Origin of the sequence: Hufsiella arboris, from assembly GCF_009834875.1 — a bacterium.
GTDB lineage: Bacteria > Bacteroidota > Bacteroidia > Sphingobacteriales > Sphingobacteriaceae > Hufsiella_A > Hufsiella_A arboris.
Map to the genome: position 1 here is coordinate 254767 of NZ_WVHT01000005.1, position 26295 is coordinate 281061.

Genomic DNA, 26295 nt, shown 5'->3' on the forward strand with positions numbered 1-26295 from the left:
ATGCTTTTACTTTGCAGAAGAATACTTAACGCATTATAGGTTATTAATGAAAATTGGAATCGTTTGTTATCCCACTTTCGGGGGAAGCGGAGTTGTAGCAACTGAGTTGGGCAAAGCTTTGGCTGATAAAGGCCATCAGGTGCATTTTATTACGTACAGCCGCCCTGCCCGGCTTGACTTCTTTTCCGAGAATTTGTTTTACCACGAAGTTTCCGTTGCTGATTATCCACTATTTGATTTCGCGCCGTATGAGAGCGCTCTTTCAAGTAAGCTGGTAGATGTGGTGCGTTTTGAGAAGCTTGACGTTCTGCACGTGCATTATGCCATTCCACATGCTTCTGCGGCGTTTATGGCTAAGCAGATTTTAAAATCTTATGGCATCAATATTCCGGTGGTAACAACGCTGCACGGCACAGACATCACGCTTGTTGGAAAAGACGTGACTTACAAACCGGTGGTCACTTTTTCTATTAACCAGAGCGATGGTGTAACGGCAGTTTCTAATCACTTAAAAAACGATACGTATAGCCATTTCGAAATAACCAACGAAGTTCGGGTGATTCATAACTTTATTGACTTGAACCGGTTTAGCCTTAAGCCGAAAGATCACTTCAAAAAAGCGATAGCTCCAAATGACGAGCGTATTATTATCCACACATCAAATTTCAGAACAGTAAAGCATACCGGCGATGTTATCAGGATCTTTAAAAAACTTTCGGATGTTATTCCTTCGAAGTTGCTGATGGTAGGCGATGGCCCTGATCGGGTAAATACAGAACAGTTATGCCGGCAACTAGGAATTTCAGAGCATGTACGGTTTTTAGGTAAACAGGATGCTATCGAAGAGATATTGTCAGTATCAGATCTGTTTTTAATACCATCAGGCTCGGAAAGCTTTGGCCTGGCTGCTTTGGAAGCTATGGCTTGCAAGGTGCCAGTTGTCTCTTCTAATGCGGGCGGCTTACCTGAGTTAAATATTGACGGCGTAACCGGCTTTTTAAGTGACGTTGGTGATGTTGATAAAATGGCTAACGATTCTATTAATATTCTGAAAGACGACCAGGTGCTGGAAACTTTCAAAGAAAATGCGTTAAAACAGGCAAAACTATTTGACCTGAGTCTAATCTTGCCTGTTTACGAGAGTTTCTACGAAGAAGTAATTGAGCGTGTTAAAGCGCTTGTATAAGTTACTTCACGAATAAAAGACAAACAGGACGGCCAATATCAAGTTTGTTTCCATTCTGACTTAACAGTCCCGTTTTCTTATCTCTTTTAAATACAAAAATGTCATCAGTATCCTGATTCGCAGCCAGTAAGAAATTACCAGATGGATCAATGCTGAAATCACGTGGTGCTTTTCCCATCGTAGACTGACGGCCGGCGTATGCTAGCTTTCCGGTTTTAACGTCAATAGAATAAATTATTATTTCATTTGCGTCACCTCGGTTGGAAGCATATAGGAATTTTCCATCGTCGGAAATTTTAATAGCGGCGGCTCCGGTTTGGCCTTTAAAGTCGGGAGCAAGCATTGTTATTTCCTGGAATTGTTTCAACGTACCATCCTTGTATATGAAGGCGTCAACACTTCCGCTCATTTCCTGCACCAGGTAAGCGAATTTTTTATTTGGATGAAAAACCAAATGCCTTGGCCCATTGCCTGGTTTTACAGTCACATAGGGTGTTTTCGCAACGCTAAGCGGCTTTTCTGAGCCGGCCTTATTTAATTGATAGATGTTGATCTTATCTGTACCCAAATCGCTCACAAACAAATAATTATTATCCGGCGAAAGAACGGTGCTGTGAACATGTGGCGCTGCCTGCCTGTCTTTATTTACACTGCTGCCTTCATGCTGAATGGTTTGCACATCGGCGGTCAACGATCTGTCATGCTGAATTTTTAATGCAGATACAGAGCCGCCCGCGTAGTTGGCTGTAAAGGCATAATTGTCTTTTGCATCAACTGTTACATAGCAGGGACCTTCGCCAACATTTTGTTTGTTTTTAAAGTCAAGCTTGCCAGAAGCTTCATCAAATCCAAAACCAAAAACACTTCCGTTTCGTTCCTTCCCAAATTCAGAAACCGAATAAACCGTTTTCTTATCATGTGAAATTGCGAGGTATGATGGATTCTCAATGCCAGTTGCCTTGTTTTTTAAAGTAAGATTGCCGGTGTGGCTATCAAAATCATAAACATAAATACCCTCACTTTTTCCTGTGTTGGTATAGGTGCCGATCAATAGCGTGCTTTTTTGCGCCAAAGCCGCCAAAGGAATTGTCAGAGCCATTATTGCAATTAATTTTTTCATTGTTAGTCTGCGGATTGATTAATGTTAGTTCCGTTAAATCGTGATGCAATTTAAAATTTGTTTACAATAAAAAAGCCTCAGAAGGCTGAGGCTTGTCTTAATTACATTAAATGTTTCAATTGGATTATCTCTTTTTCGTCTAAGTATCTCCAGCGGCCACGAGGTAAATCTTTTTTTGTAAGATTAGCGTATACAGCTCTGTCTAATTTAACTACCTCATATCCAAGTTGTTCGAAAATCCGTCTTACGATACGGTTTTTTCCACTGTGTATCTGAATTCCAATTTCACGTTTACTAGCGCCCTGAACATATGAAACGCTGTCAGGTTTAATAAATCCGTCTTCTAGTTCCAATCCAAAAGCAATTTTATTAAGATCTCCCTGTGTCAGGCTTTTATTTAACTCCGCGTGATAAAGTTTGGTAATGTTGTTTTTGGGATGTGATAATTTATCAGCGAGATCACCGTCATTAGTCATCAGAAGTAAGCCAGTGGTATTCCGGTCAAGTCGCCCGACAGGATATATCCGTTCGCGGGAAGCTTTTTCGACAAGCTCCATTACCGTGCGTCTTTCGTGTGGATCGTCTGTTGTTGTGATATAATCTTTTGGTTTATTCAACAGCACGTAAACCATTTTTTCGCGTTTAAGCGTCTCGTTATTATAGCGTACTACATCTTTTGCGGGATTGACTTTATGGCCAAGTTCAGAAACTACCTCGCCGTTTACGGAAATTACGCCAGCCGATATCAGTTCGTCGGCTTTACGGCGGGAACAAATTCCCGCGTTCGAGATGTAGCGGTTTAACCGGATCAAGCCATCGTTTTCTTTTGGCTTTCGTTCGCGATTTGGTGTTTTAAACGTTTCTTCATGTGTCCATTTCCGTTCACCGCCGCTAAAGTTTCTTTGTTCAGACCCGGAACTTTTTTGATGAAATTTGCTTTTAAATTCTCCACGGTCGGCCGAATCTTTTCCAATTTTAGCGTCTTTGTCAAATTTGTTGTACGGCTTTGAGAATGATGAATTTCCCTTACGGTCATCCCCTTTAAACGAAGGTTTGCCAGGCCTCTCATTCGAATCGAAGCGTTTTTTTTCACCGTCCCTGCTTCTGAATGGTTTGCTTCCTTCCGTTGATGAATCACGGCCATACTTTCTTGGAGAATCGCTTCGATTGCGGTCGTCTCGCGAAAATCCGCTTGGTTTATCGAAGGTCTTTTTCTTGAACCCAAAAGGACGATCCTCACTGGAAGAAGATTTGTCGGAGCCGCTTTTAAAACCACCCTTCTGATCTTTGTCAAACAATCTTGGTCTTTTACTGTTGGGTTTCTCGTCGCGGTTGAACTTTTTGGACTTGTCGTCGCGACTGTTCCTGAAATTTTTTGATGGCATGATACGCTTTTCTATCCTTTTTTAAGGGGGGTGCAAATTTATAAAAATAACATGAAAATTTAGCTATGTGTTTGATTTTCAGTGATACTTTTTTCTCGACAAAAAACAGAGTTTAAATGGTTATAAAGACGGTTTTTCGTAACTATTTGGTAATTAGGCTAATATTGGTTAAGTTTGCAAACTTTTTTTGTTTAACTAAAAGAAAGCACATGATAAAGAAACACTTATTAGCGTGCTCAGTGATGTTGGTTTTGACAGTGTTAATCAAAGCATCTATTTACCAGGTAAAACCCGTTCAAACGGTTAGTAAAAAAACATCACAAAATGAGCAGACTCTGGCAACAGAGGTCAAGGCTGAAGCTCCTAAATCAAGGCTTAATTTCGCCAACGAAGATCTTCCGGTAGGCGATCCAAAAGTAAATTACAAGGTTTATAAAGCGCTTAAAAATCATTCTTACGAGAAAATTCAAACAACCAAACTGCATCGTAAGGCTATGCAATGGTTTCCGGTAATTGAGCCAATCCTTCGTATTTATGGAATTCCCGAAGATTTTAAATACATTCCATTGGTAGAAAGCGGATTGCAAGCCGGAACATCTCCTAAAGGCGCTTCGGGCTATTGGCAGTTTATGCCCGGAACAGCAAGGAATTACGGTTTAAGGGTAAATTCGGCGGTTGATGAACGGCAGGATATGCGCAAATCGACAGTTGCAGCATGTAAATATCTCAACGAGATGTATAAAAGCCTTAAGAGCTGGACACTTGTTGCTGCGGCATATAACCTTGGAGATGTGAAGCTATTGCGTCAGATCAATCGTCAAAATCAGGATAATTATTTTAAACTGAAGCTGAATCGTGAGACAGGCTCCTACATTTATAACCTGGTGAGCATGAAGCAGATTATTGAAAATCCGTCAAAATATGGCTTTGTGGAAAAGCCAAAACTACTTGCTTATAAAAATGCTAAAAAGAGTGACTTTAAGGATCCAATCGTTGAACGCATTGGTTTGCAACTCTATAACCCACAGGTAAACTAATAAATTAGCGGCGGCTGTGCCGGCAAATACATCGTTTTAGGCTGTCGGCACAGCCGTTTTATTACATCAGCTCGACGCTTCCTGCTAAAAAAATTCGCATCTTTACCTTTCATTTTCCGAAGGATTTTTTATGAGTAACACGGTCACCGATCTCGGCGAGCAGAAAGATTTAGAAGTTTACGGAGCAAGGGTTCACAACCTTAAAAACATTGACATTTCATTTCCCAGGAACAAACTGGTTGTAATTACCGGTTTAAGCGGCAGCGGAAAATCATCATTAGCCTTTGATACGATTTACGCCGAAGGCCAGCGGCGTTACATGGAAACCTTCAGCGCTTATTCGCGGCAGTTTTTGGGTGGTATGGAACGTCCCGACGTCGATAAAATATCCGGCCTTAGTCCTGTTATCGCAATCGAACAAAAAACCACTTCAAAAAATCCGCGGTCGACTGTTGGAACCATCACTGAAATATACGATTTTTTGCGTTTGCTTTTTGCCCGTGTTGGTGAAGCATTTTCTTATGTTACCGGCGAGAAAATGGAACGGATGTCTGAGGATCAGATCATAAAAACCATTCTCGAAAGGTTTGATGGCAAGCCCATGAACATCCTCGCTCCGGTAGTTAAAGGACGAAAAGGGCATTATCGTGAACTTTTTGAACAGATCAGAAAACAAGGATTTCTCAAAGTGCGTGTTGATGGGGAAATAGAAGATATCAGGCCTAAAATGCAGCTTGACCGTTACAAAGTTCATGATATTGAAATCGTTGTTGATCGCTTAATCATACAGGAGAAGGATAAAAATAGGGTGCGTCTGTCAGTTCAACAGGCTTTGAAAATCGCAAAAGGTATTATCAAGATTTCTGACAAGGATAACAATGAATTTTTCTTCAGCAAGTTCTTAATGGATCCCGCTTCGGGAATTTCTTACGACGAACCGCAACCAAATACCTTCTCGTTTAATTCGCCTTATGGCGCATGCGAACGTTGCGATGGGCTGGGCTACATATTTGAAATCGATGAGCTTTCGGTAATGCCGAATCCGAAATTAAGCATTCTGCAGGGTGGACTGGCGCCACTTGGTGAGTACCGGGAAACGTGGCTTTTCCAGGTGTTGAAAGCTCTATCCAAGAAATATGATTTTTCATTATCGACACCTATCGAAAAACTTTCACGCGAAGTAATAGAGATTATTTTGAACGGCACCCATGAAATTTTAACCGTTCCGGTCGAATACAACAAGTGGAACGTACAAAATTATCAGATCACTTTTGATGGTATAATTAAAATTCTTGAAGAGCAAACGGAACGCAGGGGCGATGAAACAATGGAGGATCTGGAAAATTTCAGGATTCTCAAAACTTGCCCGGTTTGTGAAGGCGCAAGGCTTAAGAAAGAATCGCTGCATTTTAAGGTTGATCATAAAAATATATTCGAGCTGGCTTCGATGGATATTTCGTTACTCGGCGCCTGGTTTAACGAGTTAGAAGACAGGTTGAACGAGCGGCAAAATGTAATTGCTAAAGAAATTCTAAAAGAAATACGTGCCCGGATCGGTTTTCTGCTTGATGTAGGATTGAATTACTTAACACTTGATCGTACAGCGAAAACATTGTCGGGCGGTGAAGCACAGCGTATAAGGCTTGCAACGCAAATCGGTTCACAACTGGTAAACGTTTTATATATTCTGGATGAACCAAGTATCGGGCTTCATCAGCGCGATAATGCCCGTCTGATTTCAGCTTTAAAGAATCTTCGTGATATCGGCAATTCTGTACTTGTTGTTGAACACGATAAGGATATGATCCTGGAGGCGGACTATGTGATTGATATGGGTCCTGCGGCCGGTGTACATGGCGGAGAGGTTGTTGCAGAGGGTAGCCCTGAAGAAGTCAAAAAGATAAAAACGCTCACCACCGCTTATCTGAGCGGCGAAAAGGAAATTGAAATTCCTAAAAATCGCCGCAAAGGGAATGGAAAAACGCTGGTTCTTAAAAATGCTACCGGAAACAATCTGAAAAATGTAACCGCAAAATTTCCCTTGGGAACATTTATCGCGGTGACAGGTGTCTCTGGAAGCGGGAAGTCCAGCCTGATTACTGAAACGCTATACCCTATTCTTAATCACCACTTTTTCAGAGCAAAAAAACAGCCGATGCCTTTCAAAAAAATTGAAGGACTCGAGCATATTGATAAAGTAATTGAGATCGATCAGGCACCTATTGGCCGCACGCCGCGGTCAAATCCTTCGACTTACACCGGGGTATTTTCCGATATCCGCGCCTTGTTCGTGCAGCTGCCGGAAGCAAAAATCCGTGGATATAAACCGGGTCGTTTTTCATTTAATGTGAAGGGCGGGCGCTGCGAAACATGCCAGGGAGCGGGCATGAAACTTATTGAAATGAACTTCCTTCCCGACGTACAAGTGCCTTGTGAAGAATGCGGCGGAAAAAGATATAATCGGGAAACACTCGAGGTTCGTTATCGTGGTAAGTCAATCAGCGACGTACTCGACATGAGTATCGAGGAAGCTGTGCCCTTTTTCGAGCCGATACCGGCGATCTACCGAAAAGTCAAAACACTTAACGATGTAGGGTTGGGCTATATTAAATTAGGGCAGTCATCAACCACCTTATCCGGTGGAGAAGCCCAGCGGGTGAAGCTCGCAACTGAGCTATCTAAAAAAGATACTGGTAAAACATTTTATATTTTAGATGAACCGACTACAGGCCTTCACTTTGAAGATATTAACGTGTTGCTTGGCGTTTTAAACAGGTTGGTTGATCACGGGAATACCGTACTTGTTATCGAACATAATCTTGACGTAGTGAAAGTTGCAGATTGGGTTATCGATCTTGGTCCTGAAGGAGGATCCGGCGGCGGAGAAATACTGTTTGAAGGAACCCCCGAAAATCTGATAAAAAATGAACGAAGTCACACCGGCAAGTTCCTGAAAATTGAAATGGGGAGATAGCTTATTTTTTAGACCGCGGCGGTAAACTTTTTGCAGAAGAATGGGTTTGATTAAGGTATAATTGATCGAAGGCAGTATTCTAATACTTTTCACATGCTTAATCTTCTCACATCAACCCAGATACGCCAGGCAGATTCACATACAATTAGTAAAGATCAAATCAGTTCTATCGATTTGATGGAGACTGCGGCTGTAGCTTTTACAGATATTTTCACAAACCAATATCCTCAAAAAAGCACATCAATAAGCATTTATTGCGGTACCGGCAACAATGGTGGTGACGGCCTGGCAATTGCGCGACAATTAAAGCAACGTGGCTATTCTGCTATTTCCGTTAAGATAGCCAGGTTTACCGACAAAGCCAGCCCTGAATTTGATGCAAACCTTAAACGGTTAGCCGAGGTAGATGTAGCACCCGTTGAAATAAAGAACGATAATTTTGAGGGTGAAAATGCGGTCGTTGTAATTGATGCCTTATTGGGTACAGGTTTAAGCCGGCCGGTGGAAGGGTATTACAGAGCATTAATCGAATTTCTGAATAAGATTCCCGCCAAAATTGTTTCTGTTGATATTCCTAGCGGTTTCTGTTGTGAGGATCATATTGATCCGAAAGCAGCAGTTATACATTCCGATTTAACAATTACCTTCCAACTTCCAAAAATTAACTTTTTCTTCCCGGAATCAGGTGCGGCTATTAATCGCTTTGAAATTGCTGATATAGGCCTGGATGAAGAATTTTTAGCCGGGCAGGATAGCCATTTCAAATTGATTCGCCGTGAGGACGTTCAAAAAATACTGAGACCGCGTAAGCAATTTAGCCATAAAGGTACTTTTGGGCATGGATTGATAGTTGCGGGCAGCGATCAAACTATGGGTGCTGCATTGCTTTGTGCAGAAGCCTGTATGCAAACCGGAGCCGGTTTGACCACTGCCTGTATTCCGCCACAGGGGCTTGCCGGCTTGAATGCCCGAATTCCTGAGATAATGGCAATAATCAGGGAACGCTCGTTTACATTTACCGATTTGGAAAAATATAATGCCATTGCGGCTGGCCCGGGACTTGGATATAGCGAAGAAACAGTGAAGCTGATCAAAGACATGGTTTTAAAGTCGCAGGTGCCATTGGTTATTGACGCAGACGCTTTGAATATGTTATCGCAACGACTGGAATGGCTCAAAAAATTACCTGACTATTCAATTCTTACGCCGCATATGAAAGAGTTTGACCGATTATTTGGCCAGCATAACACTTGGTGGGGCCGTGTAGAAACTGCGAAGAAGAAGGCCGCGGAAAATCAGTTGATAATTGTGTTGAAGAACAGGTATACCTTTATCGTCATGCCGGATGGAAAGGTTTGTATCAATCCCACAGGAAGTCCGTCAATGTCTACAGGCGGAATGGGTGACGTATTAACGGGCATGATTGTATCATTCCTCGCCCAAGGCTACGAACCTAAAGATGCGGCAATTTTAGGAACGTATATTCATGGATATTGTGGCGAAAACTATCCGGGCTACATTTGTCCGCCATCGGCGCTGGTAAAAAATATTCCAATAAAAATTTCAGAGATAATGGGAGAAAATTGGCTTTAATTAAAAGCTTAATCAGATAGCTCCCATCGCAATCATTTGTTCCATTGTTGGACTTGCGCTGCCCCCGCGAGGTTCGAGTGTAACCGCAAACGCCTGTGCACGTTCAATAGCTTTCATTCTTTTCATGCCTAAGCTATCGGTGGCGCTGTCAAAAACTCCCAGGTCGACTGGTTTGCCATCAACAAGTGCCCAAAGCTGATATTGATGAGTTTGATCGGTTGCCGGCATTTTTAACGCGGCGAAGTCAATCAATACTTCGCTCTTGCGCGGGTTAAAAGCAACTATCATGCTTGCTGACGGAGCATTTTTCGTTCCCTGCAGCCTGATCATTTTGAAATCCGGATTTTTTAAAATGCTTAGGGAAGTGCTCGATTCCTTGAGCTGTTTATCCAGGTAGTTAACCCGGTTTGAAAACTGCTGGTTCGACGTAAGCAGATTGGCGATCTGCTCCTTTGAATTTTGAAGCCGGCTATAAAGTACAAATAAAGCAATCCAGCTTATAAGCAGCAATAATAAGGAAGCAGCAAAGCTGTATCGATAAAAGTTATTGTCTTTGAGAGGTACAATTTTAGGCACCTCGCGTATCGGTTTGGCGTTAACAACTGGCTCGAACGAGTCATCCTCATCAAAATCAAGAGCCTGCAGTACCTTAATCTTTAATTTTTCGGAAGGATCAATAGCATGACTGCGGGCATATCCTTCAACCGCGGCTTCAATGGCAGATAGCTCCGATTTTACATCGGGATATTGAGCGGCCATAGCTTCAACTTCTCGCATTTCGTTTTCAGGCAGATCGCCTAAAACGTAAAGCTCAAGTATGCCACTTTCAATATATGTTTTTATATCTTCCACTTTAATTAAAAAAAGATCTTAATGTTATTATAGCCGATCTAAGCCTAGTCTTAACAGTTCCTAATGGAATATCCAGTTCCTCGGCGGCTTCCACATGAGTATATCCCCTAAAATAAACCAGGTCGAGAATCGATTTTTGCTCTGGTTTAAGCTTTCCCACTAACTCCTTAACCCCAAGTGTTTCAGGATTCAAAGCGGTGTTTTGCCTCTCATCAATCAAATTTACGGTATTTTCAATGTCTTGGTTTTTGGCAGTATTTTTAAAGTCCTTTGAACGGACTTTGTCAATAGCCAAATTACGGGCAATGTTGACCATCCATGTAAACAGGCGCCCTTTCGACGAATCAAATAAAGGGAATGAATTCCATATTTTTACGAAGGTTTCCTGTAAAATATCCTCGCTTAGCTCTTCATGCTGTATAATGCGATTAATTACACCAAACAGCGAAGCTGAGTACATATCATATAAAGCCTCCGCGCCAATTTTTTTCTTTTGTCGCAATGCATCAACCAGATCATGCTCGGTAAGCGTAATTTTCCTGGTTTTCATTAAAAGGCCTTAAGAAACTTTAGGATCATTCAAATTCGAAGAGGTGCTTTTCCGCGTGGTAAGATGATCGTACCAGCGGTCCACTCTCAACGTATCTGAAACCCATATTTAAGCCAATTTGTTTGTAATAAATAAATTGTTCGGGTGTTATCCAGTCGATTACCGGGTGGTGTGCTCTTGTTGGTTGCAAATATTGGCCTAAAGTAAGAATATGGACACCGGCATTCCGAAGATCTGTCATAGCTTCGATGACGTCTTCTTCTGTTTCTCCAAGGCCGAGCATAATACCAGACTTGGTGCGCAATCCTTCAGCAGCTATATGGCTAAGACATTCAAGGCTGCGGTCATATTTCGCCTGGATGCGAACTTCGCGGGTTAACCGCCGTACTGTTTCCAGGTTGTGCGAAACGACTTCCGGCCGAACAGCCAGAACCCTTTTTAAATTTTCCCAGTTTCCTTTAAAATCTGGCAATAAGGTTTCAAGTGTCGTTTCAGGACTTTCCTTGCGAATGGCATTTATTGTTTCGGCCCAGATTGTAGATCCCCCGTCTTTCAAATCGTCCCTGTCAACAGAAGTAATAACACAGTGTTTTACCTGCATTAGTTTTACCGAGGTAGCGACACGGTTGGGCTCATCGAGATCAACAGCCAGTGGACGCCCTGTAGCAACTGCGCAAAAAGAACACGAACGTGTACAAATATTACCGAGGATCATGAAAGTTGCTGTGCCTGCACCCCAGCATTCGCCCATGTTAGGGCAGTTTCCGCTTTCGCAGATGGTATGAAGCTTATGAGTATCAACAAGGCTGCGCACATGCGCATATTCTTTACCAACAGGCAGCTTAACCCGAAGCCAGTCTGGCTTGCGTTGAACCTGATTGGCAGGAATTACAGGCAAATCAATCATAGAACAAAAGTATGTGATAATGCTTAAAACACAAAGTGTAAACAGGAATTGTGACCTGCCTGTTGCTTTTAAATTTATCCCAATGATCAGGCGATCATGCTTGCGGCATCTTCCGCGGAAATTTCTCCATGAGAAGTTTCATAAACACATTCGCCGTCTTTAATCAGCAAAAGTTGTGGCGATTCGTGATGTATATGGAAAAGCTCCGCTACTTTATTTGAAACATCACGGTAGCTGATTAAATCTAAAAAGTAAACAGGCGTGTTCTCTGGTAAAGCTTCGCGTTCAAATTCAAACTTACGTTTAGCCATCATGCTGATTGAACAGCGTGTGCTATGCTTAAATATGATGCTGTAACCGTTATTGTTCTTTATTTCCTGAAGTTGCTCAGGCGATGTAAGTGGTATCCAATTCATAGATAGTTAGACTTATTATTACATGCAAAAATAACAAAGCCTGCTCGGCCAATGTAAAAATGAGTGTAAAAAGCCTGTAATATTAAGCTCCTCTGCGGGATTTTGGATAAGAATTATATGCCGGGCACGACTTTGAAGAGCATGACTCAAGTACGCTGGCAGAGATAAATAATGCTAAAACTCCGATTGCTAATCTTTTCATATACTTTTTGAGAGCTTAAAGGTATAAATTAACTTATTTATTTACAATTGTTTGCTAATGTTTGAAGTTAAGCCTGTTCTTTAAATCAGCCATTTGAATAGCTGTTGCAGCAGCCTCTTCACCTTTGTTGCCATGTTTGCCGCCTGCACGGTCCTGAGCTTGCTCCTGGTTATCGGTTGTTAGTACTCCAAATATCGCCGGCTTGCCGTGTTTAATCGCAAGTTGGGTTATACCGTTTGCCACAGCGTTACAGATAAAATCAAAATGCCGTGTCTCGCCCTGTATCACGCAGCCAAGACAAATAACGGCATCAATTTTTTGGCTCGTTAAAGCCATATCCGCACCCGATGTAAGTTCAAAACTTCCGGGGACTTCGATTACCAGAATATTCTCTTCCAATGCTCCTTTATTTTGCAGGAAATTATAAGCTCCGGTTAATAAAGCATTAGTTATTTCGGCATTCCATTGCGCAACAACAATTGCAAACCTGTATGGAGAAGCATCCGGAATTGTTACGTTAGAAAAATCAGAAAGGTTTTTTAGTTGAGTTGCCATTGATATAAAAAAGAAATGGTTATCATGATATTAATCACAATAACCATCTAAAGTTTTATCTATAATAATTATTTAGCTTCTGCACGAGCGATGTATGAATCGATCACAGCAGCTTCTGCGCTTTCAGGGTAATTCGCCTTGATCTTTTTATAAGCATCAAGCGCTGATTCAAAATCTTTCTGTTCTTCGTAAACCAAGCCGAGCTTCTTTAAGAACAATGGTGTAGTAAATGAATTGTCGCTTTTATCAGCGGCTTTTTTATAATAAGTAGCGGCTTTTTTATAATCTTTCAATTCACTGTATGCATCACCCATCATACCTAATACCAGCGGGTCAATAACCGGGCTGCCAGTATTGCTGTAATTTCCTAAAGCATCCAGTGCTTTTTGGAACTCTCCTTTTTGCAGATACAAGCCTCCCAGGTATGCGTTGGCAAGGTTTGCAGACTTAGTGTTAGAATATTCTTCCGCAATTTTTTCAAATCCCGGATAAGATCCGTCGCCTTTTATCGCGCGGTCTTCCAATGAGTCAACGGCTACGTATTCTTCCGCCTTAAAAATTTCGTTTGCTGCTTTTTCAGCCCGCGGAGCCAGGTAAAATTTTTGGTAACCAAAATATAAAAGGACAAGCGCAACAATAGCACCGCCAATAAATACCAGGCTTTTCTGATTCTCCCTCACAAAGTTCCCCGAACCTGGTTTAACAGGTGTTTGAATATTATCTGTTTGATTTTTCGCCATTTGCGTAAAAAATTAAAGTCTGCAAAAATAATGTTTTCAACTATACATGCAACATCTATTATCAATAGGTTTTTTTCTTATGAGTTGTTAACAAATATTCTGCTTGCAGTCGACTACAAAACAGGGTAATTTACTTTAAATGTTTGAAAATCATGGTTCTATGTTCTTTTTATATTCGTCCCGTGTTCTGCTCATACTGCACAGGCCTTAGCCGCATGGCCGGTATCCGCGGCACCCGGGTTTAACTGTGAGCGGTCCGCCTACAAAACATTGGTGCATTTACTATTAAACCCAAATTTTATCTAAGTTTGAATCCCCTTATGGAGCTTGAAAAACTTTCGTTATTAAATTTTAAAAACTATACCGAGGCTGAGTTAAATTTTTCTTCCTCAGTAAATGCTTTTACAGGAGATAACGGCGCTGGCAAAACCAATTTGCTGGATGCCATTCATTATCTGTGTCTTTGCAAAAGTTATTTTAATCCGGCCGACGTACAGCAAATTAAAAGCGACACGGAGTTTTTTATGCTTCAGGGAAGTTTTGAGAAAACTGACAGGTCTGAATTAATATCATGCTCGATGAAACGCGGGCAGAAAAAACAATTTAAACGTAACAAAAAAGATTACCAGCGGCTTGCCGATCACATCGGACTCTTTCCTGTCGTAATGATCTCTCCTTATGATATCAGCATAATTATCGAAGGCAGTGAAGAACGCCGCCGTTTTATCGATAACTCGATCTCGCAAACGGATAATCAATATCTCGACGAACTGATCAGTTATAATAAGAACCTGGCGAACCGGAATGCATTGCTTAAGCAGATTGCAGATACCGGAAGATATGATCCGCAGCTGCTCGAAATTTTTGATGAACAATTATCATTATCCGGAGATAAGATATTCCGGAAACGAAAAGAGTTTGTTGATGTTTTCATTCCACTGTTTAATGCTCATTATCAATACCTATCGGAGAATGCAGAGCAAGTAGAGTTGATTTATGAATCACAGCTGAAAGATGAGAATTTTCGTGAGTTATTGAAACGTTCGACCGAGCGTGACAGGGTATTGGAGCGTACCACGAACGGTATTCATAAAGACGATCTGCAATTTAGTATTCACGGGATGTCTATGAAGAAGTTCGGTTCGCAGGGCCAGCAAAAGTCGTTTTTGATCGCTCTGAAACTTGCACAGTATTCGTATTTGGTACGGCAGAAAGGTTATAAGCCATTATTGTTGCTGGATGACATATTTGATAAACTGGATGATAAGCGTATCCGAAAATTGATGGAGATGGTATCACACGAAGATTTTGGCCAGATATTTATTACTGATACAAGCAGCTTGCGTGTTGGTAAAATTTTCGAAGATATCCGGGTGAAAGTGAAGATATTTGCTGTTGATCACGGTAACGTAGCCGAAGTCAATTAACAAACAGACATGGGCCGTACCAACGATAAACCATTAAAAGAAGTTTTTGAACAGATGCTGAAAGTTTATAAGCTTAAGCGGAAGTTTGATGAAACCTCGCTCATTGCCGCCTGGCCTGAAATGATGGGACAATCGATTGCCAATCGAACCAAAACCATTTATATACGTGATAAAAAGCTTTTTCTGCGGCTGGAGTCATCGGTGATCAAAAATGAGCTGATAATGATTCGCTCACAGATCATGGAAAAAATGAACGAAAGGGCAGGTAGCGTTGTTGTAGAGGAAATAATATTCCTGTAAAATCAACCAGCGATCTTACAGGAATAAAAGTTTTGTTAAAACCTTTCGAAAGCTGAGAAAAAGAAGCTTCCTTCAATTTCAGCATTTTCATCAGAGTCTGAACCATGTATCGCGTTCGCGTCAATTGACTTCGCGTATTTGTTACGGATCGTTCCTGCTTCAGCTTTGGAAGGATCAGTAGCGCCAATCAGTTTGCGGAAATCTTCCACCGCATTTTCTTTCTCTAAAATAGCTGCAACAATTGGTCCTGATGACATGAAAGAAACCAGTTCGCCATAAAAAGGGCGTTCTTTGTGAACCGTGTAAAATTGTCCTGCAATTTCATCGCTTAAGCTGGTGTATTTCATCGCGATGATTTTAAAACCACCTTGTATAATGTCATTTAAAATTGCACCGATGTGTCCGTTTCCAACTGCATCAGGCTTAATCATGGTGAAAGTTCTGTTTGTTGCCATTTCTCTTTTTTATATAAAATCGCCGCAAAGGTATGCTTTTAAAGTCACACTTGCCATTGGCCGACTGGGTTAAAACACTAATAATCTGGAATGTTTTTGCACGACAAAAAAAAATAATGTTATTATTGTATCGTGCAGGTTTTTAATAGCTTTGCATTCTTTTTAAATTGATGTCAGAGATAGCACTGCTGAGAGACTTATTAGCGCACCCTAAAAATATTGTTATAACCACGCATCACAAGCCTGATGGCGATGCAATGGGTTCCTCGCTCGGTATGTACCACTATCTTGAGCAGAAAGGACACACAGTTCGTGTGATCACGCCAACAGATTATCCTGTTTTTTTGCATTGGCTTCCAGGTAACCCAGAAGTTATAATTTATACGGAAAAAATAACGGAAAGTGATAAGTTGATTGAAAATGCAGACCTGATTTTTTGCCTTGACTTTAACGCGCTTTCCCGCATTAACGAAATGGGCGAAAAGGTCCGGGCCTCGGCGGCAAAAAAAATTATGATCGACCATCATCTCGAGCCGGAAGGCTTTGATGATTTCAGGCATTGGAGCATTAATGCTTGTGCAAGCGCCCAGCTGGTTTATGATTTTATTGCTAATCAAATGAATGAGCCGGAACTTGTGAATAAGGACGTGGCAACATGTCTTTATACCGGGATTATGACGGATTCCGGATCGTTCCGCTTCCCATCAACCACAGCCGAGGTACACCGTATCGTTGCTGAACTTATAGCTGCGGGTGCCGAAAACTGGAAGATCCATCAGCAGGTTTATGATAACTTTTCTGAAAACAGGCTGAGGTTTTTAGGCTATAGCCTTCTGAATAAGCTGGAAGTGCAGTCGGAATATTGCACCGCATTTATTTCAATTAATCAGGAAGAGCTGCAGAAATATAACATCATAACCGGTGACACGGAAGGCCTGGTTAATTATGCGTTAACAATCAACGGTGTAAAGCTTGCCGCTTTAATTATCGAAAGACCCGATAAAGTGAAATTGTCGCTTCGATCAAAAGGCGATTTCCCTGCCAACGAAATATGTAAAAGATATTTCAACGGCGGTGGTCATCGAAACGCTGCCGGCGGCTATTCTGAAAAATCCCTGGAGGAGACAGTGAATCAATTTAAATCAATATTACCAGAATATAAAAGTTTATTAATCCAATAATTATCTGAAAAAATGAAAAAAAGTTTAGTTGTTTTAGCAGTTGCTACTCTTGGCTTCGCGAGTTGCCAGCAGTATAAAAAGGGAGATGGCGATTTGCTTTATAAAATCAATACTGATAAAGACGGTCAAAATATCAAAGAAGGCGACTTTATCGCTTTTAAAGCCATTGAAAAAACAGAAGGTGACTCAGTATTATATAGCTCATATGACTATGACCGCCCTTCGATGATGCCAGTTCAAAAACCGGTTTTCAAGGGAGACTTATACACCGCGCTAACTTTATTAAGTGAGGGCGATAGTGCTACCTTTAAAGTAAACATCGATTCGATGGAGAAAAAAATGGGCATGCCGAAACCAGCAGGTTCAAAAGACAAGTACTTAGTGTTCAATATTAAGGTAGAGAAAGTTATTCCGAAAGGAAATTTGACCGACAGCATTTTCAACGGCAAAATTCAGCAATATCTTAAAGACGAAGCTGAAACAGCACGTAAAGGTGAAGCTGGTAAAATTAACGCTTATATCACGTCGAAAAACCTGAAACCTACTGTAACTGCATCAGGGCTTAAATATGTTGTGGAAAAACAGGGCGCAGGCATAAAGGCTAACGTTGGTGACACAATCGAAGTGAACTATACAGGATCTTTCGTAACCGGAAAAGTGTTTGACACAAGCATCGAATCAATCGCGAAAGAAAACAAGCAGATTTATAATGCAATGCGTCCTTACAAGCCGATCAAACTTCCGGTTGGAGTTCAGGCTTCAATTCCTGGTTTTGATGAAGGTTTGGCTTTATTCCCTAAAGGAACAAAAGTGAAATTAATCCTGCCTTCTAACCTGGCTTACGGGCAACAAGGAAATCAGGCAATCCCACCGTACACTCCGTTGGTGTTTGATATTGAAGTAATTAATATAATTCCCAAATCAGCGACAGCAGCAGCCGCTCCGGTAACAACTCCGGCTCCGGTTAAAAAATAAAAACGATACAAAGGGTGTTCGATAATTCGAACACCCTTTTTGCTTTGATATGAAAAAATTACTCTATTACATTTTCCCGGCACTGTTTGCACCGATTGGCGTGCTTGCCCAGGATGCTTCGTTTAAAACAACATCGAAAGGGGCGCAATATAAAATCTTCACCAGTAATGCAGGCCCGAAAATCAAGTTGAACGACGTGATTACGTTTGATTTCACTCAAAAAACGGATAAAGATTCGGTGCTTCTTAGCAGCTATAAAAACGGGCAGCCTGTTAAAATTCAAATACAAGCATCAAGAAGCGTCGCTGATTTGATGGATGTATTTCCGTTGCTGGCAGATAAAGACAGTGCGCTTGTAAAAGTTCCTACAGATTCAATCTTTAAAGATTACGAGGATCAACGCCCGCCGTTTTTGCCGAAGGGAAGCTTTATCAATTTCACAATAAAAATTGATAAGGTTCAAAGCCTGGAAGAAGCTACAACTGAACGTCAGAAACAAATGGACGATATGAAGAACATGGAAAAAGCGACTTTAGCAAAATATCTTGCCGAAGCCAAATTGCCTGTTAAAGCAACGCCGTCCGGGCTGATTTATGTTATATCGAAAACTTCGGTTAAACCTAAGCCACTAAAAGGCGATACCGTTTTTGTAAATTATACCGGCCGCACTATTGACGGAAAAGTATTCGATTCAAGTGTTGAATCGGTTGCGAAACAAGCAGGATTGCAGCAACCAGGAAGAACATATGAGCCAATTAAAGTTGTTGTTGGAGAAGGCCAGGTAATTAAAGGCTGGGATGAGGGCTTGATGCTATTCAACGAAGGTGGTAGCGGAAAGCTAATTATTCAATCTGACTTAGGCTACGGCGATCGCGGTGCGGGTAACGATATCCCTCCATTCAGCACATTGCTGTTTGACATAGATATGGTTCGTGTTAAAAAGCCGAAGAGCGCAGTTAAGCCAGTTGCGGCTCCCGTTAAAAAACCAGTCGCTAAGCCAGCGACGAAAGCACCTGTTAAAAAGGTAGCTCCCAAAAAATAATAACCTCGGGGTTATCTCAAATAATTAATTTTGCCGTTTTTAAGGTTGAACGAATTGTTTAGAGATAACCCTTATTATTTATATGATTTTAACAGATAGCCATACGCATATTTACTACGAAACGGATCCGGACAAGCTTAACGCGTTGGTGGATCGGGCGTTGAAAAATGGCATATCACGAATGTTTCTCCCCAACGTGGATGCTTCTTCTATTCCACTGGTAATGGAAACTTCTGCGAAATTTTCGGCTAACTGTTTTCCGATGCTTGGTTTACATCCCTGCGATGTTAAAGAGAATTACCAGGACGAGCTTGAAGAGATTCGCAATGCGATTAACCAGTACAAAATCTTTGCGATAGGAGAGATCGGAATTGATCTTTATTGGGACAAATCGACACTTGAAATACAAAAAGAAGCGTTCAGGAAACAGATTTCATGGGCGAAAGGTTTAGATCTGCCAATTGTTATTCATTGTCGGGATGCGTTCGATGAGGTTTATGAAATTTTATGTGAGGAAAAGGATGAGCTTTTAAAGGGAATATTTCATTGCTTTACCGGCGACCTGGAGCAAGCAAATAAAATAATTGAACTTGGCTTTTATTTAGGTATCGGAGGCGTTGTTACTTACAAAAATGCGGGCCTTGCTGAAGTTGTAGCTCAATTAAAAGCGGATAACCTGGTTTTAGAAACCGATTCACCTTATCTGACACCGGTTCCATTCAGAGGAAAACCGAACGAAAGCAGCTATCTGGTTTATGTAGCTCAAAAAGTTGCCGATTTACTTCAAATGAGTATAGAGGATGTGGCGTATATCACCACAGAAAATTCAAAAAAAATATTTTCTGTTTGAACCTTTCTCTTTTGAAAGAATTAAACACGAAATTCGACAGTACTATATGACCAGAATTTTAATCATTTACACCGGCGGTACCATTGGCATGGTAAGTGATTCTGGCTCAGGCTCGTTGGTTCCGCTCGATTTCAGCCAAATACTGGAAAATGTCCCGGAATTAAAACGACTGAACTACCAGATCACCGTTCATTCATTCCATCCGATTATCGATTCGTCGAACATGAAGCCCGAAATTTGGATAGAGCTAGCCGAAAAAATAGAAGAACGATATGATGAATTTGACGGTTTCGTAATCCTTCACGGATCTGACACCATGGCCTTTACCGCATCGGCATTAAGTTTCATGCTCGAAGGGTTGAATAAACCGGTTGTGTTTACCGGCTCCCAGCTTCCTATCGGGCAGATACGAACCGACGCGAAGGAGAACCTCATTACAGCGCTTGAAATAGCTACCAGCAAAAAAACTAACGGCAAAGCTAAAGTGCCGGAGGTTTGTATTTATTTTGATTTTCAGCTATTTCGTGGTAATCGGGCATTTAAATATAATTCGGCAAAATTTGAAGCGTTCAGGTCGCCAAACTACCCTGTATTAGCCGAAGCAGGTGTTCATTTACGTTATAACGAAGCGAGCATCAGATCCTGCGATGACTGTGTGTTCAGGGTTCATAAGCGATTGGATAATTCAATAGCAGTTTTGAAGCTTTACCCTGGTATCAGCAAGGATACGGTATCTGCAATTGTCAACTCCGATGCGAAAGCGATTATCATGGAGGCATTTGGTGCCGGTAATGCTACAACCGATGAGTGGTTCCTGAATTGCCTGGAATCTGCAATTAAAAGAGGAAAGATTATTCTTGATATCTCTCAATGTAAGGTTGGGATGGTCGAGATCGGCCGTTACGAAACAAGCCAGGCTCTTAAAGAAATGGGTGTGGCAAGCGGTTTCGACATGACGTTTGAGGCAGCTGTTACTAAATTGATGTTTTTGCTTGGACGCGGTTTCACAAACGACAGAATTAAGGAATTGCTCGAGACAAATCTTCGGGGAGAGCTTTCCAATAACATGAATACTCTCTATCTGAAAAAGAATACACTTTATTAACTGTTTAACGAGTTAATGAAGTCGCTCATGTCTTTTGGCTTTAACAGGAAATCTGGTTTGACCCTGTTAATCGCTTTTTGCGGCATAAAGAAAACTTCCGCGGTTGAGGGATCCTGAACGGCGAAAGTGCCGCCAGCCAATTTAACGGCCTCTACTCCAGCCGATCCATCCTCATTGGCACCCGAAAGTAATAAGCACGTAAGTTTGGTAAACGGCGCTTCCGCAGCGGTTTGAAAAGTCAGATCAATGCTAGGCCTGCTATAATTCACTTTTTCTGAAAAATCGAGCGAAAAGGTTAAATTTCGCTCAACAAGGAGATGATAATCTGCCGGTGCAACATAGATCACTCCGCCGTTTACAGGCTCTTTTTCCTCTGCTTCCTTTACAGGTGTATGTGTTCTGAACGTTAACAGTTCGACTAACGGAGAATCATCCCCTGCCTTACGGTGCAGCACCATGACAATTGCCAGGTCTGGACCTAATTGAATGAAAGGGAGAAATTGTAGTATCACCTCCAAACTACCGGCCGACCCGCCTATCAGCAGAAGATTTTTTGCAAGCGTTAGACCGTTTTTCGCCATATTTTTTCGCGTTGTATTTGTTTGAAGTTTTTCGCGATCGGTGAAAATCTGATACTCTCCTTAGAGCCCAGCGCCAGGAATCCCAAATTTTCCAGACTTTCGTTAAAAAGGTCGAATACAGTTGTCTGCAGATTTCGGTCGAAATAAATAAGTACGTTACGGCAAATTATAAGTTGAAACTCATTGAATGAGCTATCCGATACCAGGTTGTGAGTAGCAAAAATCATCTTTTGCTTCAAACTTTCATCAAATTTTGCCAGATCATAATTCGCTGAATAATAACTGGAAAAGTCTTTTTTTCCACCGGAAGCGATGTAGTTTTCGGAATATTGTTTCATCATTCCCATAGGAAAGATGCCGTTACGAGCTTTCTCTACCACACTAGGGTTAATATCTGTTGCGTATAGTAAAGATTTGTGATATAGATTGGCCTCTTTAAGCAGGATAGCCATCGAATACACTTCTTCGCCTGTTGAACATCCAGCGTGCCAGATCCTGATAAAGGGGTAGGTGCCGAGCGCGGGCAAGACCTCTTCTCTCAAAACGCGGTAAAAAGACGGATCACGGAACATTTCGGTAACGTTTACCGTAATCTCTTCAATGAATCGTTTCAGATAATTGGGGTCATTTATTACCTTATAACGCAATTCAGCAAAACTCGGAAACTTGTCTAACGTGAACAGCCGGTTTATCCTGCGCTTTATCGAAGCTTTTGAGTATTCGGTAAAATCGTAGCCATAAAGTTCAAAAACATCGTTTAGCAAAATTTCTACATCTTCATCATGTATGGCACTTATATCCACAGATAGCGTATGTTTTTATTACAAATATTTTTGTAAGATTTCTATTAGCGCGTCCACATTCACAGGTTTTGAAACATAATCCACCGCACCGGCACGCAAGCAGCGTTCCCTGTCGCCAACCATCGCCTGGGCAGTAAGCGCAATAACAGGTATCTGCGACGTGTTCCTGGTTTTGCGCAGTTCAGCTATGGCTTCATAACCGTCCATGTCAGGCATCATCATATCCATTAAAATAATGCCAATATTGTTATTGTTCTGCAAAATTTTAAAGGCTTCAGCTGCTCCGGGGGCACTAAAGCATTTATAACCTCTCGATTTTAGTACCAGGTTCAAGGCGAAAATATTTCGCGGGTCATCGTCAACGATGAGAATTTGTTTTGCTTCGTCCATCTTTAAAAACTCTTAGAACGCTTTGTCGTAAAGCCAGACGCGCAATAATGACAGTAATTGATCAATATCTACTGGTTTTGAAATATAATCTGAGGCACCTGCACTGATACATTTTTCCCGATCACCTAACATCGCTTTTGCGGTTACCGCCAATATCGGCAGATTTTTATATTTCGGGTTTTGCCTTATCTGTGTTGTTGTTTCATAACCGTCCAGTTCTGGCATCATCATGTCCATTAAAATGAGGTCGACATCCGGATTTTCCTGCAATTGCTTAAGTGCTTCTTTTCCGTCTGTTGCCGAGATGATGTTCATCTGATGCTGTTCGAGGGCTTTGGTTAACGAAAAAATGTTGCGAACGTCATCATCTGCGATAAGCACCTTTTTGTTTTTTAACACTTCGTTGAGCATTCCCAGCCGCTGCATTTGAGATTGCTTCTTTTCCGGATGCTCCTTTTCTTCTACAAGGTGAAGGAACAATGCAATTTCATCCAGTATCCGTTGGTATGAATGCGCGGTTTTTACAACGATCGAATCGGCATATTTTTTTATCCGGCTTTCTTCGGCCTTAGAAAGGTTTTTACCGGTGAAAATAATTATTGGCAGATTTTCAAGCCCCGGATTTTGCTTAACTGTTTCGAGTGTTTGATAAGCTGTTTGGTCTGGAATTCCCATATCGAGAATTACACAATCGACGTCCTGGTTCTGAAGAGCATTTACTCCTTCAGAAACGGAGTCTTTTATTTCCGCATTGATATTAAACGATTCAAGGAAGTACGCCAGTGCCTTTGCATGCTTTGGATTTTCCTCTACTATTAATACTTTTTTCGGATGCCGGTTTAATGCATCTTCCAGCTTCTGGAACATTTGCTGCATGTTTTCAATCGCGACAGGTTTGTTTATGAAATCAACAGCGCCTTTCATGAGACTTTCTTTCTTGACCTCCATCGACGACATTATATGAACCGGAATATGCCTGGTCGCCGAATTGGTTTTCAACTCATTCATTACCTGCCAGCCATCTTTCATCGGAAGCTGAATATCGAGCAATATTGCTTTGGGAGAGTAATGCAAGGCCATATCAAGAGCCTGATCTCCCCGAACCACTACAATACCTTTATAGTTGCGTTTATGCGTAAAATTTAACAAGGCTTTGGCAAAGTTTGTATCATCTTCAACGATAAGGACAATATTGTCGCCTTGCTGTATATTATTACGATCGTCAGGTACGTCCTCAGGAATCTCAGGAACAATAAATGAGGATGGCGCCGAAACCGTTCTTTCCGGTTTGAAAGTTTCCATAGCCGGTACTGGCGCTTCTGTCGTCGCATTTTCGTCGGGCTTATTTGGTGGAATAGTAAGGATAAAAGTACTTCCTTTATCTGGCTGGCTTTCTAATTGAATATCACCACCTAACAGTTTCGCCAGTTCACGGCTTATTGACAGTCCGAGCCCCGTTCCGCCAAATTTTCTGCGTGTTGATCCGTCCGCTTGCTGGAATGCTTCGAATATTAGTTTTTGCTTTTCTTTGGGGATACCGATACCCGTATCCGTTACAACAAATTTAATGTTGCTATCGTCTGTTGTGTCGATTTCGAGGTTGACAGAGCCCTTTGTGGTGAACTTTAAAGCATTCGATAGCAAGTTTTTAAGGATCTGATCCAGCCTCATCCGATCGGTTTCAAACTGCTGAGGCGCATTTTCTGCTATCGAGATATTTAGTGCGAGGTTTTTTTCCCGGGCTATCGGGCTAAATAAAGATTGAAGGTCATTGACGACCTCCCGTGGAGTGACACGAGAATACTCAAGGTCCATTTTTCCGGATTCAATCTTTGAGAGATCGAGTATTTCGTCAATAAGGGAGAGGAGGCCGTTCCCGGAACTCTGAATTACTTTTGCCGATTCAACCTGTTCGTCATTTAAATTAGCGTCGGTATTTTCAGATAATAAGCGCGACAACAGCAAAATCGAATTCAGCGGTGTACGTAGCTCATGCGACATGTTTGCCAGGAATTCAGACTTATATTTCGTGCTTATTTCGAGTTCCTCAGCTTTTCGCTGAATGTCAATATTTCGCTCAACAATTACCTGGTTCTTTTCTTCAAGCAGGCGGCTTCGTTCTTCGAGTTCCTGATTGGCTTGTAGAAGCTCTTCTTGCTGTACTCTTAGTTCCTCTTCAGAAACCTGTAATTTTTGTGCCTGCGCTTCCAGTTCAGTGTTCAGATTCTCAAGTTCAGAATGTTGTGCCTGTAATTCTTCTGATTGAGATTGTGTTTCTTCTAATAGTTCCTGAAGACGTTTTCTATTCTGCGAACTATAAATAGCGATGCCTATATTTCGTGAAACAGTATTAATAAATTCCACAATGTTATCACTGTAGCCGTTTACTGAAGCAATGCCGACGACACCTTTTACCTTATTTTCATGGAAGATAGGGGTTACAATTATTTCTCGCGGACGGATTTCGCCAGCAGCGTAACTCACTGTGATAAACTCCGGATCGACATCTTTTACTATTATCTGCTTTCCAGAAGTAGCCACCTGGCCAACTATACCATCACTTAGCTTGATGGTGCGCCTATCCGGTTTTGGTAAAAACGCATAGCCATTGTAATAATTAAGTTGGTCATTTTCGAGAATATAAAGGGAACCTAACTGGCTGCCGGTATAGTCTGCCACAAATTCCATCACAGAGCCGGTCAGTTCAGGCAGATCCTGATCGCCTATCATGCGGTCATTCAGGCCAGCAATACCAGCCTGCAGCCATTCTTTATCCTGAAGCAAGCTGAAAGAATATTCCAGCGAGCCAGCCATTTTATTAAGCGACAATGAAAGACTGCCGAGATTGTCTTTCTCTTCATCGGCTACGCGGGTGGTGTAATCGCCTGCAGAAATTTGTTCAGCAATTTTCTGGATGATATCGATCCGACGTGTGATGTCTTCGTCTTTTTTGGCAAGTACCTGTTGTAATCGTTCACGTTCTTTAAAGTCGCTTATTAAGCGGAAATAAAACGAGATCGTGATTCCTAAAGCTAGGATTGCGGCTATAATTATTACAATCGGAGTAAAGCCCGCAAATGCATTCATTTTCTCGGTGCGTGTCTGGAGGAACGAGCGCTCCATTTGCTCCATCTTTTTAATAAGTGCGCGGGTTTGATCCATATAGGATTTGCCCTGCAATAACTGGGCGACGCTCACAGCCCGGTTTTGCTGTTTCAGATCAATAAGATTTTGAAGTATGTTAAGCCTGTTGCCGATCATGAGCTGCAGGCTGTCGCAATTCTGTTGCTGAACATCATTATCAATTGTTAATGATTTGATGCGCTTAACGGCAGAGAGAGCTTTTTGCGAAGAGCCTTTATAGGGATCTAAAAAAACTTCGTTCCCTGTAAGTAAATATCCCCGCTGTCCGGTCTCCGCGTCCTTCATTGTAGAAATAACGCCATCCAATTCCTGAATCACATTATTTGTGTGATCCACCATTTCCGAGCTTGTCAGCAAGTTTTTAATGCTAATGTACGAAGCCAGCGAGCTGATTAATAAGATAATCAGCGAAATGCTAAATCCTATCTGCAAATTCCTGGTAAATGAATTTTTCATTTATTTATGTAATCTTAATAGTTCGAGTGATGATGCGGTGATTGATGCGATGCGACGATAAGCAAAGAA

24 protein-coding genes are annotated in these 26295 nt (G+C 41.6%); 11 read left to right on the top strand and 13 right to left on the bottom strand.

What is annotated here, in order from left to right; translation table 11 throughout:
- Positions 1-46: 46 nt before the first annotated feature.
- Positions 47-1186: an N-acetyl-alpha-D-glucosaminyl L-malate synthase BshA gene (gene bshA / locus GS399_RS12440; RefSeq protein WP_160844963.1), complete on the top strand. Its 1140-nt coding sequence runs from the start codon at positions 47-49 to the stop codon at positions 1184-1186.
- A gap of 1 nt (position 1187) precedes the next feature.
- Here the strand turns inward: bshA and GS399_RS12445 are convergent, their stop codons facing one another.
- Together GS399_RS12445 and GS399_RS12450 are read right to left on the bottom strand one after the other, a co-directional pair.
- Entirely contained in the window at positions 1188-2306 is a 1119-nt protein-coding gene (locus tag GS399_RS12445; protein WP_160844964.1) for a lactonase family protein, read from the bottom strand.
- A gap of 101 nt (positions 2307-2407) precedes the next feature.
- On the bottom strand, positions 2408-3691 hold the full coding sequence (locus GS399_RS12450; protein WP_160844965.1) for a pseudouridine synthase: 1284 nt from the start codon (positions 3689-3691) through the stop codon (positions 2408-2410).
- Positions 3692-3900: 209 nt separating this feature from the next.
- Between GS399_RS12450 and GS399_RS12455 the strand changes: the two genes are divergently transcribed.
- The 3 genes from GS399_RS12455 (at position 3901) to GS399_RS12465 (ending at position 9295) form a co-directional block, all read left to right on the top strand.
- A complete protein-coding gene (locus tag GS399_RS12455; RefSeq protein WP_160844966.1) occupies positions 3901-4728 on the top strand; it encodes a lytic transglycosylase domain-containing protein in 828 nt (275 codons plus the stop codon).
- 130 nt (positions 4729-4858) lie between these two features.
- On the top strand, positions 4859-7702 hold the full coding sequence (uvrA, locus tag GS399_RS12460) for an excinuclease ABC subunit UvrA (protein ID WP_160844967.1): 2844 nt from the start codon (positions 4859-4861) through the stop codon (positions 7700-7702).
- A 93-nt stretch (positions 7703-7795) separates the two neighbouring features.
- Positions 7796-9295 (top strand): NAD(P)H-hydrate dehydratase, encoded by a 1500-nt coding sequence (locus GS399_RS12465; protein ID WP_160844968.1) that lies wholly within the window; start codon positions 7796-7798, stop codon positions 9293-9295.
- A gap of 12 nt (positions 9296-9307) precedes the next feature.
- On the opposite strand, the gene GS399_RS12470 is transcribed toward GS399_RS12465, so the two are convergent.
- The 6 genes from GS399_RS12470 to GS399_RS12495 form a co-directional block, all read right to left on the bottom strand.
- Positions 9308-10147 carry an anti-sigma factor gene (locus tag GS399_RS12470; RefSeq protein ID WP_160844969.1) on the bottom strand — a complete coding sequence of 280 codons (840 nt, stop codon included), beginning with the start codon at positions 10145-10147 and terminating at the stop codon, positions 9308-9310.
- A 1-nt stretch (position 10148) separates the two neighbouring features.
- Positions 10149-10697 carry an RNA polymerase sigma factor gene (locus tag GS399_RS12475; protein ID WP_160844970.1) on the bottom strand — a complete coding sequence of 183 codons (549 nt, stop codon included), beginning with the start codon at positions 10695-10697 and terminating at the stop codon, positions 10149-10151.
- A gap of 25 nt (positions 10698-10722) precedes the next feature.
- Positions 10723-11604, bottom strand: a complete 882-nt coding sequence (gene lipA / locus GS399_RS12480) for a lipoyl synthase (protein ID WP_160844971.1) — start codon at positions 11602-11604, stop codon at positions 10723-10725.
- An 86-nt stretch (positions 11605-11690) separates the two neighbouring features.
- Positions 11691-12020: a bacillithiol system redox-active protein YtxJ gene (ytxJ, locus tag GS399_RS12485; RefSeq protein ID WP_160844972.1), complete on the bottom strand. Its 330-nt coding sequence runs from the start codon at positions 12018-12020 to the stop codon at positions 11691-11693.
- A gap of 256 nt (positions 12021-12276) precedes the next feature.
- Positions 12277-12777 carry a 6,7-dimethyl-8-ribityllumazine synthase gene (gene ribH / locus GS399_RS12490; RefSeq protein ID WP_160844973.1) on the bottom strand — a complete coding sequence of 167 codons (501 nt, stop codon included), beginning with the start codon at positions 12775-12777 and terminating at the stop codon, positions 12277-12279.
- A gap of 68 nt (positions 12778-12845) precedes the next feature.
- Positions 12846-13517 carry a tetratricopeptide repeat protein gene (locus tag GS399_RS12495; RefSeq protein ID WP_160844974.1) on the bottom strand — a complete coding sequence of 224 codons (672 nt, stop codon included), beginning with the start codon at positions 13515-13517 and terminating at the stop codon, positions 12846-12848.
- Between the two features lie 320 nt (positions 13518-13837).
- On the opposite strand from GS399_RS12495, the gene recF reads away from it, so the two are divergent.
- Positions 13838-14944 (top strand): DNA replication/repair protein RecF, encoded by a 1107-nt coding sequence (gene recF / locus GS399_RS12500; protein ID WP_160844975.1) that lies wholly within the window; start codon positions 13838-13840, stop codon positions 14942-14944.
- Between the two features lie 9 nt (positions 14945-14953).
- Positions 14954-15244, top strand: coding sequence for a DciA family protein (locus tag GS399_RS12505; RefSeq protein WP_160844976.1), 291 nt, complete (start codon positions 14954-14956; stop codon positions 15242-15244).
- A gap of 35 nt (positions 15245-15279) precedes the next feature.
- Here the strand turns inward: GS399_RS12505 and GS399_RS12510 are convergent, their stop codons facing one another.
- The gene (locus tag GS399_RS12510; protein WP_160844977.1) at positions 15280-15699 is read right to left on the bottom strand and encodes a nucleoside-diphosphate kinase; all 420 of its coding nucleotides are present in this window, start codon (positions 15697-15699) and stop codon (positions 15280-15282) included.
- A 170-nt stretch (positions 15700-15869) separates the two neighbouring features.
- Here GS399_RS12510 and GS399_RS12515 point away from each other — a divergent pair, with 170 nt between their 5' ends.
- The 5 genes from GS399_RS12515 (at position 15870) to GS399_RS12535 (ending at position 20852) form a co-directional block, all read left to right on the top strand.
- A complete protein-coding gene (locus GS399_RS12515; RefSeq protein ID WP_160844978.1) occupies positions 15870-16880 on the top strand; it encodes a DHH family phosphoesterase in 1011 nt (336 codons plus the stop codon).
- A gap of 12 nt (positions 16881-16892) precedes the next feature.
- Positions 16893-17855, top strand: a complete 963-nt coding sequence (locus tag GS399_RS12520) for an FKBP-type peptidyl-prolyl cis-trans isomerase (RefSeq protein WP_160844979.1) — start codon at positions 16893-16895, stop codon at positions 17853-17855.
- A gap of 49 nt (positions 17856-17904) precedes the next feature.
- On the top strand, positions 17905-18897 hold the full coding sequence (locus GS399_RS12525) for an FKBP-type peptidyl-prolyl cis-trans isomerase (protein WP_160844980.1): 993 nt from the start codon (positions 17905-17907) through the stop codon (positions 18895-18897).
- A gap of 82 nt (positions 18898-18979) precedes the next feature.
- On the top strand, positions 18980-19747 hold the full coding sequence (locus GS399_RS12530) for a TatD family hydrolase (protein WP_160844981.1): 768 nt from the start codon (positions 18980-18982) through the stop codon (positions 19745-19747).
- Between the two features lie 46 nt (positions 19748-19793).
- The gene (locus tag GS399_RS12535; protein WP_160844982.1) at positions 19794-20852 is read left to right on the top strand and encodes an asparaginase; all 1059 of its coding nucleotides are present in this window, start codon (positions 19794-19796) and stop codon (positions 20850-20852) included.
- Here GS399_RS12535 and GS399_RS12540 read toward each other — a convergent pair.
- Genes GS399_RS12540 through GS399_RS12555 form a run of 4 tightly spaced genes read right to left on the bottom strand, consistent with a single transcriptional unit; the run spans position 20849 to position 26226 of the window.
- Positions 20849-21433 (bottom strand): chemotaxis protein CheB, encoded by a 585-nt coding sequence (locus GS399_RS12540; RefSeq protein WP_160844983.1) that lies wholly within the window; start codon positions 21431-21433, stop codon positions 20849-20851. The two genes, GS399_RS12535 and GS399_RS12540, sit on opposite strands and share 4 nt — an antisense overlap.
- Positions 21415-22236: a CheR family methyltransferase gene (locus GS399_RS12545; protein ID WP_160844984.1), complete on the bottom strand. Its 822-nt coding sequence runs from the start codon at positions 22234-22236 to the stop codon at positions 21415-21417. The genes GS399_RS12540 and GS399_RS12545 overlap by 19 nt, the downstream gene beginning before the upstream one ends.
- An 18-nt stretch (positions 22237-22254) precedes the next feature.
- Positions 22255-22626, bottom strand: coding sequence for a response regulator (locus GS399_RS12550; RefSeq protein WP_160844985.1), 372 nt, complete (start codon positions 22624-22626; stop codon positions 22255-22257).
- Positions 22627-22638: 12 nt separating this feature from the next.
- Positions 22639-26226: a response regulator gene (locus GS399_RS12555; protein ID WP_160844986.1), complete on the bottom strand. Its 3588-nt coding sequence runs from the start codon at positions 26224-26226 to the stop codon at positions 22639-22641.
- Positions 26227-26295 lie beyond the last annotated feature (69 nt).